General features: G+C 74.4%; 2 protein-coding genes. Both read right to left on the bottom strand.

Annotated elements, in window-relative coordinates; translation table 11 throughout:
• The coding region (locus tag GUY59_RS49545) for a type I polyketide synthase (protein WP_161715000.1) at nt 1-5,449 on the bottom strand (5,449 nt) is incomplete at its 3' end.
• A 31-nt stretch (nt 5,450-5,480) separates the two neighbouring features.
• Nucleotides 5,481-13,418, bottom strand: a complete 7,938-nt coding sequence (locus GUY59_RS42315) for a type I polyketide synthase (RefSeq protein ID WP_236668049.1) — start codon at nt 13,416-13,418, stop codon at nt 5,481-5,483.
• Nucleotides 13,419-13,427: the final 9 nt, after the last annotated feature.

Consider the following 13,427-nt stretch of genomic DNA (forward strand, 5'->3'; position numbering starts at 1 on the left):
CATTCGGAGCCGTCAACCCATTACTCGCACCATCCTGATTCACCGCACTACCACGCACCACCGCCAACACCCGATGCCCGTTACGCTCCGCATCCGACAACCGCTCCACCAGCAGCACACCGACGCCTTCCGACAGCCCGAAGCCGTCGGCCGCGCCGGCGAAGGACTTGCACCGGCCGTTCCTGGCGAGCGCACCCTGCAGGCTGAACCCGATGAACCCGACGGGGCTGCACATCACGGTCACGCCGCCGGCCAGCGCGAGGTCGCAGTCGCCGTTGCGCAGCGCCTGCACGGCCAGGTGGAGGGCCACCAGCGACGACGAGCAGGCGGTGTCGACCGTCACGGCCGGCCCTTCGAGGCCGAGCGTGTAGGCGACCCGGCCGGACACGATGCTGCTGAGCGTGCCGGTGACGAGGTGTCCCACCGATTCGAGCGGGATCTGGTCGGAGTTGCGGCCGTACTCCTCGTAGGCCGCGCCCACGAACACGCCGGTACGGGTGCCGCGCAACGAGGCGGGCGCGATCCTGCCGTGCTCGATGGCCTCCCACGAGGCTTCGAGCAGGAGCCGCTGCTGCGGGTCCATCGCGAGGGCCTCGCGCGGCGAGATGCCGAAGAACGCCGGGTCGAACTCGCCCGCCTCGTACACGAAGCCGCCCTCGTTCGTGTACGACGCGAGCGGGGCGTCCGGGTCGGGGTCGTAGATTCCGTCGACGTCCCACCCACGGTTGTCCGGGAGCGGGGAGATGGCGTCCCTGCCCTCGAAGACCAGCCGCCACAGGTCGTCGGCGTTGCGCACGCCGCCGGGCATCCGGCAGGCCATCCCGACGATCACGATCGGGTCGTCGGCGACGGGGCCGCCGCCGACGCTCGCGGGCACGATCTCGGCCTGCGTGCCGAGCAGCTCGTCGCGTACGAGGCCGGCGAGCACCTTGACGTTCGGGTAGTCGAAGATCACGGTCGCGGGGAGCCGGACGCCGAGCGCGGCGTTGAGCCGGCCGCGCAGTTCGACGGCCGTGACCGAGTCGAAGCCGAGGTCCTTGAACGCCCGGTCCACCTCGACCTCGGCGGGGGCGTAGCCGAGCACGGCGGCCACCTGTTCGCGTACCTGCTCGACCAGCAGGCGTTCGCGGTCCTCCTCGCTCATCGGCAGGAGCCGGGCGCGCAGTTCCGAGGACTCGGCGGTGGCCTCCGTCTCGTTCTCGCGGGCCGCGAGCGCCTCGGGCACGCCGTCGAGCAGCGGGCGCGGCCGTGAGGCGGTGAACACGGGGCAGAAGCGGGCCCAGTCGACGTCGGCGATGACGAGGTTGCTCTCGCCGTCGTCGAGCGCCTGCCGCAGCCCGTCCACGGCCATCGCGGAGTCCATGAACTTGACGCCGGTCCTGCGGGCGTCCTCCTCGTCGAGGAGGGTGGTCATGCCGCCGCCCGCGGCGTCCCAGAAGCCCCAGGCGATGGCCGTGCCGGCGAGGCCGCGGCCACGGCGGTGGGCGGCGAGCGCGTCGAGGTAGGCGTTGCCGGCGGCGTAGGCGCCGTTGTGCGCGCCGCCCCAGACGCCGGCGCCGGAGGAGAAGAGCACGAAGGCGTCGAGCGGGCCGGTGAGGACGCGGTCCAGGTTGGCCGCTCCGACGATCTTGGCCTGGGTGGCCTGGGCCAGCTCATCCTCGCCGAGCCCGGTGATCGCCTGGATGTGCGGCACGCCCGCCGTGTGGAAGACGGACCGGATGGTGTCGCCGACGTCCTCGACCTCGCGGACGAGCGCGGCGAGCGCGGCGCCGTCGGCCACGTCGCACTTGGCCACGGTCACCCGCGCGCCGAGCCCTTCCAGCTCGGACACCAGCTCGGCGGCTCCGGGGGCGTCGGCGCCGCGCCTGCTGGTGAGCACCAGGTGCTCGGCGCCGCCGCCGGCGAGCCAGCGCGCGACGTGCGCGCCGAGGCCACCGGTGCCGCCGGTGATGAGCGCGGTGCCGTGCGGCCGCCAGCCCTCGGCGGGGCCGGTGCCCGTTCTTGGCGCTCTGGTGAGCCTGCGGGCGAAGACGCCCGAAGCGCGTACGGCCACCTGGTCCTCGTCGCCGATGCCGGCGAGCACGGCCGCGAGGCGGCCCGCCACGCGCTGGTCGAGCGTCTCGGGCAGGTCGACGTGGCCGCCCCAGCGACCCGGATGCTCCAGGCCGAAGACCCGGGCGAGCCCGGCGACGGCGGCCTGCTCGGGGTCGCGCAGCAGGTCGACCCGGCTGACGCTCTCGCCGCCGTCGGTGGCGATCCAGAGCGGCGCGTCCACGCCGGCGTCGTCCATGGCCTGCATCAGCGCGAGCGTGCCGGCCAGGCCGCCGTAGAGGGAGAGCACGCCGGCCGGCGGGTCGTCGCCGTCGCGCAGCAGCGCGGCGAGCTCCTGCCTGCCGGAGGCGTGGACCGGCTCGCAGCGGGCCCCGTGCCGTTCGAGCGCGTCGAGGACGCAGGCCACCGCGTCGTCCGCGGCCCTGTCGGTGGGGACGACGACGCGCCACGTGCCGGACAGTGTGGACGTCGTCCCGCCGGGGACGGTCAGCGGCGCCCAGGTGACGCGGTATCGCCAGGAGTACAGCACGTCCTGGTCGCGCCTGCGCCGCCGCCAGGACGACAACGCCGGCAGGATCGCGGCCAGCGGGGAGCCGTCCTCGATGCCGAGCGTGGCCGCGAGCGCACCCACGTCCTCCCGCTCCACCGCCGCCCAGAACTCGGGGTCGACGGAGTCCGCGGCCGGCTGCTCCGCCGCACCGGCGCCCGGCATGTACCAGAAGCGTTTGCGCTGGAAGGCGTACGTGGGCAGGTCGACGCGCCGGGGGCAGGCGTCGGCGAAGTAGGCGTCCCAGTCGATGGTGACGCCCCGGCAGTGCAGGTGGCCGAGCGCCTCGGCGAAGGCGCGGGCCTCGTCGCGGTCCTTGCGCGCGGCGGTGACGAAGGCCGCGGCGTCGTCGCCGTCGAGCGTCTGCCTGGCCAGGCTGGTCAGGGTCCCGTCGGGGCCGAGTTCCACGAAGACCGTGGCGCCGCCGGCCCTGGCGGCGGTGACGGCGTCGGCGAAGCGGACCGCCTGGCGTACGTGGCCGACCCAGTAGCGGTGGTCGGTCAGCTGTCCGCCCTCGGCCTTCCTGCCGGTGACGTCGGAAATGACGGGGATGGCGGGCTCGTGGTACGTCAGCGACGCGGCGACCTGCCCGAACTCCTCCAGCATCGGCTCGACCAGCGGCGAGTGGAAGGCGTGGGAGACGCGCAACCGCCGGGTGCGCACCTGCCGCCCGGCGAGCACCTCGGCGATCTCGTCGACGTCGGCCGCCGAGCCGGAGACGACGACCGCGTCCGGCGCGTTGACGGCGGCGATGCCGGTCCGGCCGTCGCGGCCCTCCAGCAGCGGCAGCACCTCCTCCTCGGAGGCGGCGACGGCGAGCATGGCGCCGCCCTCGGGCAGGGCCTGCATGAGCCGGGCGCGCGCGGCGACCAGCGTGCAGGCGTCGGGGAGCGAGAGCACGCCCGCCACGTGGGCGGCGGCGATCTCGCCGACCGAGTGCCCGGCGAGCACGTCCGCCTCGACGCCGAGCGAGCTGAGCAGCCGGTAGAGCGCCACCTCGAAGGCGAACAGCGCGGGCTGGGTCATGCCCGTCTCGTCCAGCACGCCGTCGGGGTCGGTGAACATGACGTCCCTGATGGGATGCGGCAGCAGCGGGTCGAGGACCTTGCAGACGTCCTCCAGCGCGTCGGCGAACACCGGGAACGCCTCGGCCAGCGCGGCGCCCATGCCGACCCGCTGGCTGCCCTGGCCGGCGAACAGGAAGGCGACCTTGCCGCCCGTTCCCGCGCCGGTGACGGTCCCGGGCGCGGCGGCGCCGCCGGCGAGGGCCCGAAGCCCCGCCATGAGCTCGTCCCCGCTCTCCCCCACGATGACGGCGCGCTGGTCCAGCGCGGCCCGGCCGGTCGCGAGCGACCAGCCCACGTCGGCGGGACGCAGGTCCGGCCGCTCGTCCAGCCAGCCGGCCAGCTTCTCGGCCTGCGCGGCGAGCGCCTGCCGGTCGCGGGCGGAGACCGCCCACGGCACCAGCGGCAGGTCAAGCCCGGCGGCCTCGGCCTCGGCCTCGTCCTCGGCCGGCGCCTCCTCGATGATCAGGTGGGCGTTGGTGCCGCTGAAGCCGAACGCGGAGACGGCGGCGCGGCGGGGCGCCTCGCCGGGCTCCCACGGCCGGGGCTCGGTGAGCAGTTCGACTGCGCCGGCCGACCAGTCCACATGCGTGGACGGCTCGTCCACGTGCAGCGTGCGCGGCAGCGTGCCGTTGCGCAGCGCCATCACCATCTTGATGACGCCGCCGACGCCGGCGGCCGCCTGCGCGTGGCCGATGTTCGACTTGAGCGAGCCCAGCCAGAGCGGCCGACCCCCGTCACGGTCCTGCCCGTACGCGGTGAGCAGCGCCTGCGCCTCGATCGGGTCGCCCAGGGTGGTGCCGGTGCCGTGCGCCTCGACGGCGTCGACCTGGGAGGCCGACAGTCCCGCGTTGGCCAGCGCCTGCCGGATCACCCGGACCTGGGAGGGCCCGTTGGGCGCGGACAGCCCGTTGGAGGCGCCGTCCTGGTTGACGGCGCTGCCCCGGATCACGGCGAGCACGCGGTGGCCGTTGCGCTGGGCGTCCGACAGCCGCTCGACCAGCAGCACGCCGACGCCCTCGCTCCAGCCGGTGCCGTCGGCGGCGTCGGCGAACGACTTGCACCGGCCGTCGGCGGACAGGCCGCGCTGCTGCGAGAACTCGATGAACGTGTTGGGGGTGGCCATGACGGTGACGCCGCCGGCCAGCGCCAGCGAGCACTCGCCGCGCCGCAGTGCCTGCACGGCGAGGTGCAGGGCCACCAGCGACGACGAGCAGGCCGTGTCGATGGAGACCGCGGGGCCCTCCAGTCCGAGCGCGTACGACACGCGCCCGGAGATGACGCTGCCCAGCGCCTCGGCCCTGAAGTAGTCGTGGTACATGACGCCGGCGTAGACGCCGGTGCGGCTGCCGCGTACCGAGGCCGGATCGATGCCGGCGCGTTCGAACGCCTCCCAGCACGACTCCAGGAACATCCGCTGCTGCGGGTCGGTTCCGAACGCCTCGCGCGGGGAGATGGCGAAGAAGCCGGCGTCGAAGTCGGCGGCGTCGTAGACGAAGCCGCCCTTGCGCGCCGTGGTCGTCCCGGGGTTGTCCGGGTCGGGGTGGTAGAGGTTCTCGCTCCAGCCGCGGTCGGTGGGGAACTCGGAGATCGCATCGCCGCCGCCGTCGACGAGCTGCCACAGCTCGTCCGGCGAGGTGACCCCGCCGGGGTAGCGGCAGCTCATGCCGACGATCGCGATCGGCTCGTGCTCCCTGCCCTCGATCTCGCGCAGTTGCTGCCTGGTCTGGTGCAGGTCGGCCGTGACCCGCTTCAGGTAGCCCCGGAGCTTGTCTTCGTTTGCCATCGAACGTAGCCCTTCTCAGCCGCTGCGAATATCAAGAGATCTCAAGCTCGTTGTCGATGAAGGCGAACATCTCGTCGTCGGAGGCCGACTCGATCTGGTCGACGACGTCGGATGTCCCGCCGAGGCCGTTGAGGCCGGACAGGAGCTCCTTGAGGCGCGTGGTGAGCCGGCTGCGCACCGTGCTGTCCTCGGCGAGTGTGGTGAGTGATTCTTCGATCTGGTCCAGCTCCGCGAAGAACCGCAGGATGCCGGCCTCCTCGTCCTTCGTCTCGGCGAAGTACCCCATGAGGTGCTCGGTCAGGGTGACCGGCGTGGGGTAGTCGAAGACGGCGGTGGCCGGGAGCCGCAGCCCCGTGGCCCTGCCGAGCTGGTTGCGGAACTCGACCGCGGTCAGCGAGTCGAACCCGAGGTCCTGGAACGGGCGCTGCGGGTCGATCGCCGACCCGTCGGAGAAGCTGAGCACGGTGGCCGCCTGGCCGCGCACGATGTCGGCCAGGGCCGAGCGGCGCTCGTCCGGGTCGAGCGTGGCCAGCCTGTCGGCGAGCCCGTCGCCGCTGCCGGCCCGCCGTACGGAGGTCCTGGCGCTGGTGCGGGCCTGCACGAAGCGGGCGGGGATGAGCAGCGCCTTTCCTGACGGTACGGCGGCGTCGAACAGGCCGAGTCCGTCGGCCGCCGACAGCGGCGCCAGCCCCATCCGCGCCAGCCTGCGCAGGTCGGCCTCGGACAGTTCGCCCGACATGCCGCCCTGCTCCCACAGCCCCCACGCCAGCGACGTCGCCGCCAGCCCTTCGGCGGCCCGCAACTGTGCGAGCCCGTCGAGGAAGGCGTTGGCCGCCGCGTAGTTGCCCTGGCCGGCGCCTCCGAGCACGCCCGCCATGGACGAGAAGAGCACGAAGGCGGTCAGGTTCCTGTCGCGGGTGAGCTCGTGCAGGTGCCAGGCGGCGTCGGCCTTCGGGCGCAGCACGCGGTCGAGCCGCTCGGCCGACAGCGACGTGATCACGCCGTCGTCGAGGACGCCGGCCGTGTGCACCACTCCCGCCAGCTCGTCCACGCCCTCCAGCAGCGTGGCGAGGGCGTCGCGGTCGGCCACGTCACAGGCCGCCACGTCCACCTCGGCGCCCAGCTCCGACAACTCCGCCACCAGCTCGGCCGCGCCCGGAGCGTCGAGCCCGCGCCGGCTCGCCAGCAGCAGGTTCCGAACCTCGTGCTCGGTGACCAGGTGACGCGCCACCAGCGCGCCCAGCCCGCCCGTGCCGCCGGTGACCAGCACCGTTCCTTCCGGTCCGAACATCGGACGCGGGTCCGCCGGGTCCGCGGCCTTGCCGAGCCGTGGCGTCAGCAGGTCGCCGCCTCTGACGGCCAGCTGCGCTTCCCCGGTGGCCAGCGCCCGGCCGACGACGGCCGGGTCCGGCCGGTCGGTGTCCACGTCCAGCAGCACGAACCGGCCGGGCTGCTCGGCCTGCGCGGCCCTGACGAGCCCGCTCACCGCCGCCTGGGCCAGGTCGGGCCGCTCGCCGGGGGCGGTGGCGACGGCGCCGCGCGTGAGGATGACCAGCCGCGCGGATTCGAGGTGTTCCTCGGCCGGCCAGCTCTGCAGCAGTCCGAGGGTCTCGTGGGTCGCGGCGTGGTGGTCCCCGGCGGGGCAGCGGACCAGGACGGCCTCGGGCAGGTCGGCCGGGTCGTGCAGCGAGCCGAGCGTGGCCGCGTCCGGGTAGGTCGCCGCGCCGGTGCCGAGGTCGTCGGCTCCGAGCAGCGCCCACCGGACCGCCTCCTGCGCGGGCTCGCCGGTGACCGGGGTCCACTCGATCTCGTGGAGCGCGCCTCGGTTCGTGCCGCCGAGCTGCGCGGCGGCCAGGGGGCGCAGGGAGAGGGTGTCGACGACGGCGACCGGTGCGCCGAGCTCGTCGGCGATGGCCAGCGTGATCGCGGACCCGCCGGCGTTGGCGAGCTTGACCCGCAGACTCGTCGCGCCCGCCGCGTGCAGGGACACGCCCGACCACGCGAAGGGCAGGTAGGGCCTCCCGGACTCCGGCCGGGGCAGCAGGCCGCCCAGAGCGGTGGCGTGCAGTGCGGCGTCCAGCAGCGCGGGGTGCAACCCGAACCGGCCCGCGTCCGTGTGTGCCTCCTCGGGCAGGACGATCTCGGCGAACACCTCGCCGTTCCGTTCCCAGGCGCCGGTCAGCCCCTGGAACGTCGGCCCGTAGTCGAGCCCGATCGCCACCATGTCGTCGTAGAGGTCCTGGACGGCGACCGGCTGGGCACCCGCGGGCGGCCACTGTGCCAGGTCCACGTCGGGCTCGGGCACGCTCGCCGTGAGCGTGGCCTGGCCGTGCAGGGTCCAGTCGGTGGCGTCCTGCGCCCGCGAGTGGATCGCCAGCGCCCGGCGGCCCGGCTCCTCGGTGGCCGTGGACACCAGCTGCAGTTGCACGCCGCCGTCCTCCGGCACCACCAGCGGGGCCTGCAGGGTGAGCTCATGAAGGTGCGGGCAGCCGCTCTCGTCCCCGGCCCGGATGGCCAGCTCCACCAGCGCCGTGCCCGGCACGATCACACTGCCGCCGACCACGTGGTCGGCCAGCCAGGGGTGCGTGGCGACCGACAACCGCCCGCTGAAGACCACCGTCTCGCCGCCGGCCACCTCGGTCGCCGCGCTGAGCAGCGGGTGCTCGACGGCTCCCAGGCCCGCGGTGGTGACGTCGCCGGTGCCCGGTCCGGGCAGGAGCCAGAAGTGCTCGTGCTGGAAGGCGTAGGTGGGCAGGTCCACGCGGGACGGGCGCGCCGCCGCGAAGTACGCCGCCCAGTCGACGGCGACGCCGTGCGCGTGCATCCGGCCCAGCGCCTGGACGAACGTGCGCGCCTCGTGCCGGTCCTTGGCCCTCGTGCTGACGAAGATCTCGTCACCCGTGAGGGTCTGCTGGGCGAGGCCGGTCAGCGTGGTGTCGGGGCCGAGCTCGACGAAGACGGTGGCTCCCGCCGTACGGGCGGCGGCGACGCCGTCGGCGAACCGCACAGCTCCGCGTACGTGCTCGACCCAGTAGGCGGGGTCGGTCAGCCGACCCGGCTCGGCCAGGCTGCCCGTCACGTTCGAGACGATTGGGATCGTGGGCTCGTGGAAGGCGATGCCGCCGATCGCCTCGGCGAACTCCGCCAGCATCGGCTCCATCAACGGCGAATGGAACGCGTGCGAGACCCGCAACCGCCGGGTCCGCGCCTGCGTCCGGCTCTCGATCTCCTCGATCGCCGCCTCGTCACCCGACACCACCACCGCGGCCGGACCGTTCACCGCCGCGATCCCGGCGCGGCCCTCGTACCCGTCGAGCAGCGGCAGCACCTCCGCCTCAGGCGCGGCCACCGCCAGCATCGCGCCGCCGGCGGGCAGCGCCTGCATGAGCCGGGCGCGGGCGGCGACCAGCGTGCACGCGTCCTCCAGCGAGAACACCCCGGCCACGTGCGCGGCCGCGATCTCCCCGACCGAGTGCCCGGCGAGCACCGCGGGCGCGACGCCCAGCGATTCCAGCAGCCGGTAGAGGGCCACCTCGAAGGCGAACAGCGCCGGCTGGGTCATGCCGGTCTCGTCCAGCACCTCGGCTGGGCCTTGCGCCATGGTCTCGCGGAGCGGATGCGGCAGCAGCGGGTCGAGCACCCGGCAGATCTCGTCCAACGCCCGCGCGAAGACGGGGAACGCGTCCGCGAGCTGCTGTCCCATGCCGACCCGCTGACTGCCCTGCCCGGCGAACAACATCGCCGCCTTGGCCCTCGACCGGGCCAGCCCGGTCTCGACCGCCGGCTCGCCGTGCCTGCCGTCGGCCACCGCCGCCAGCGCCTCCAGCAACTCGGCGCGGTCCGCGCCCGCGACAACCGCGCGGTGCTCCAGCACCGCCCGGCCGGTCGCCAGGGACCAGCCGACGTCGGCCACGTCCAGTTCGTCCCCACGCGACTGCGTCCAGGCGCGCAGTCGCGCCGCCTGCGCCGCCAGCGCCTGCTCGCTCCTGCCGGACAACACCCACGGCACCACGGGCAGCTCGGCCGCCGACCCGGGCGCGGGCTCCGGCTCGGCCGGCGGCTCCTCCAGCACGACGTGCGCGTTGGTGCCGCTGATGCCGAACGAGGAGACGGCGGCGCGGCGGGGCGTCCCGTCGCGCTCCCACGGCCGGGCCTCGCTCAGCAGCCGGACCGCTCCGGCCGACCAGTCCACGTGGGTGGACGGCCGGTCCGCGTGCAGGGTCCGCGGCAGGGTGCCGTTGCGCAGCGCCATGACCATCTTCATGACGCCCGCGACGCCCGCGGCGGCCTGCGCGTGGCCGATGTTCGACTTGATCGAGCCGAGCCACACCGGCCGGTCCTCGGGCCGGTCCTGCCCGTACGTGGCGAGGATGGCCTGCGCCTCGATCGGGTCGCCCAGGGTGGTTCCGGTGCCGTGCGCCTCGACCGCGTCCACGTCGGCCGCCGACAACCCGGCGTTGGCCAGTGCCTGCCGGATCACCCGCTGCTGCGACGGACCGTTCGGGGCGGTCAGGCCGTTGCTGGCGCCGTCCTGGTTGACCGCGGAGCCGCGCACCACGGCGAGCACCTGGTGGCCGTTGCGGCGAGCGTCCGACAGCCGCTCCACCAGCAGCACGCCCGAGCCTTCCGACAGCCCGACGCCGCCTTCCGACTCGGCGAACGCCCGGCACCTGCCGTCGACGGACAGGTTGCGCTGCCGGGAGAACTCGATGAACGTCCACGGCGTCGCCATCACCGTCACACCGCCCGCCAGGGCGAGATCGCAGTCGCCCGAGCGCAGCGCCTGAACAGCCAGGTGCAGCGCCACCAGCGACGACGAGCACGCCGTGTCCACGGTCATCGCCGGGCCTTCGAGCCCGAAGACGTACGACACGCGGCCGGAGGCGACGCTGCCGGAGTTGCCGGTGCCGATCAGCCCTTCGAGCTGGTCGGGCACGGAGGAGAGCTGGCTGGCGTAGTCGTGGTACATCACGCCGGCGAACACGCCGGTCCTGCTGCCGCGCAGCGCGGTCGGGTCGATCCCGGCCCGCTCGACGGCCTCCCACGACGTCTCCAGCAGCAGCCGCTGCTGCGGGTCCATGGCGAGCGCCTCGCGCGGGCTGATCCCGAAGAAGCCGGGGTCGAACTCGCCCGCGTCATGCAGGAAGCCGCCGTGCCTGGAGTAGGAGGTGCCGCGGTTGCCGGGCTCGGGGTCGTACAACGTCTCCAGGTCCCAGCCGCGGTCGGCGGGGAACTCGGAGATCGCGTCGCCGCCCTGTTCGAGCAGCCGCCACAGTTCCTCGGGGGATTCGACGCCGCCGGGGAAACGGCAGGCCATGCCGACGATCGCGATGGGCTCGTCGTCGGCGGCCGTGGCCCGCGCCTGGACGGCGCTCTCCTGCGTGCCGAGGAGCTCTGCGTACAGGTGGCGGACGAGCGCTTCCGGGGTCGGGTAGTCGAAGATCAGGGTCGCGGGGAGCCGCATGCCCGTGGCCGCGTTGAGCCGGTTGCGGAACTCGACCGCCATCAGCGAGTCGAATCCCAGCTCCTGGAACGGCATGCCGTCGTCGATCGCCGACGGGTCGGCGAGGCCGGCCACCACGGCGACCTGGGAGGCGACGAGATCCCGCAGCGCGGTCTGCCGCCCGGCCGGGGGCAGGCCCGCCAGCTGCTGCTTGAGCGTGGCCGCAGCCTCCGACGCGGCGGTCACCACGCGCCTGCCGGACCCGGTGACCAGGCCGCGCAGGAGCGGGGGAACGGCGTCGGCCTGGGCCCCCATGGTCTTGACGTCGAGGTGGGCGGGGACCAGCACGGCGCGGTCGTGGCGGAGCGCGGCGTCGAACAGGTCGAGCCCGTCGGCCGCCGACAGCGGCGCCACGCCCATGCGGGCCAGCCTGCGCAGGTCGGCCTCGGACAGTTCGCCCGACATGCCGCCCTGCTCCCACAATCCCCACGCCAGCGACGTCGCCGCCAGCCCTTCGGCGGCCCGCAACTGTGCGAGCCCGTCGAGGAAGGCGTTGGCCGCCGCGTAGTTGCCCTGGCCGGCGCCTCCGAGCACGCCCGCCATGGACGAGAAGAGCACGAACGCCGACAGGTCCAGGCCGCGGGTGAGCTCGTGCAGGTGCCAGGCGGCCTCGGCCTTCGGCTCCAGCACACGGTCCAGCCGCTCGCCCGACAACGACGTGACCACGCCGTCGTCCAGCACGCCCGCCGTGTGCACCACGCCCACCAGCGAGTCGGCGACCGAGGTGATCGCCCCGTAGAGCGCCTCGCGGTCGGCCACGTCGCAGGCCGCCACCTCGACCTCGGCGCCCAGCTCCGACAGCTCCGCCACCAGCTCGGACGCGCCTGGCGCGTCCGGCCCGCGCCGGCTGAGCAGGAGCAGCCGCCTGACCTCGTGCTCGGTCACCAGGTGGCGGGCGACCAGCGCGCCCAGCCCGCCGGTGCCGCCGGTGATCAGCACGGTGCCGCCCGCACCGAACGCGGGCCGCCCTTCACCGCCAGGTACGGTCCGGCTCAGCCTCGGCACCCACACCTGGCCGTCGCGCACGGCCAGCTGCGGCTCGTCCGACGCCAGAGCCCTGCCGATCGCGTCGTCACTGCCGTCGTCGTCCAGGTCGAGCAGCACGAACCTGCCGGGCTGCTCCGCCTGGGCGGCCCTGACGAGCCCCCACACGGCCGCCTGGTGCACATCCTGTACGAGCGCGTCCCCGGCCGGCACGGCGCCGCGGGTGACCACGACCAGCCGCGAGGCCGCGAACCGGTCGTCCGCCAGCCACTCCTGCAGCGCCGCCAGCACGTCGTGGACCGCCCTGCGGGTGCCGGCGGGCGCCTCGATCAGCACCCGCTCGGGAACCGTCACGGCCCCGGCCAGCGCCGCCAGGTCGGCGACTCTCTCGTAGCCTGCCTCGGCCGCGCCGCTTGCGGGCAGCGTCACCCAGTCGAGCTGGAACAGCTTGTCGCGGTGCCTCCTGGTAGTGGCTCCGTCCTTCGGGCCCACCGGCACCGGCCGGGCGGCCAGGGCGCCGATCGTGGCCACGGCCAGCCCTTCGGTGTCCATCAGCGTCACGGACACCGATCCCTGTCCGGCCGGCGAAACCCGCACCCGCACCCTGGTCGCTCCCGACGCGTGCAGCGCCACGTCGCTCCAGGCGAACGGCAGGTACGGCCTGCCGGGCTCGGGGTCGGCCAGGAAAGCGCCGAGGGAGATGGCGTGCAGGGCGGCGTCGAACAGCGCCGGGTGCAGGCCGTACCCGTCGGTGTCGGTGTCGTCCGGCAGCGCGACCTCGGCGAAGACGTCGTCGCCCCGCCGCCAGGCCGCCCGCAGCCCGCGGAACGTCGTGCCGTAGTCGAGGCCCATGCCGGCGAGGTCGTCGTAGTGGTCGTCCAGGTCCACGGCCTGCGCCTGCTCCGGTGGCCAGGTGCCGACCGGCTCGGGGACCGCCGCGTCCGCCGCGGACAGCACGCCCGCGGTGTGCTGGACCCAGTCGGTGGCGTCCTGCATCCGGGAGTAGATGCCGAGCTGCCGGCGTCCGTCCTCGTCCGGTGCGCCCACGGCCAGCTGGAGCTGGACGGCGCCGTGCTCGGGCACGATGAGCGGCGCCTGCAGGGTCAGCTCCTCGACCAGGCCGCAGCCCGCTTCGTCGCCTGCCCTGATGGCCAGCTCGACGAGTGCCGCGCCGGGCAGGAACACCTGCTCGTTGACCTTGTGGTCGGCCAGCCACGGGTGGGTGGCGACGGACACGCGGCCGGTGAGCACGACCTCTCCACCCGCGGCCAGGCCGGTGAAGGCGCCCAGCAGCGGGTGGCCGGTGGCCTCAAGCCCCAGGCTGGCCGCGTCGCCCGCGCCCGCCGATCCCTGCAGCCAGTAGCGCTGGTGTTGGAAGGCGTAGGTGGGCAGGTCGATGATCTGCGGGTGGGAGCCGGCGTAGGTCTGCGGCCAGTCGATCTCGACCCCGCGTACCCACAGCTCCGCCGCGCTCGCCCACAACCTGCGCAG

This window comes from Nonomuraea sp. K271, assembly GCF_009908215.1.
Taxonomy (GTDB): Bacteria; Actinomycetota; Actinomycetes; order Streptosporangiales; family Streptosporangiaceae; genus Nonomuraea; species Nonomuraea longispora.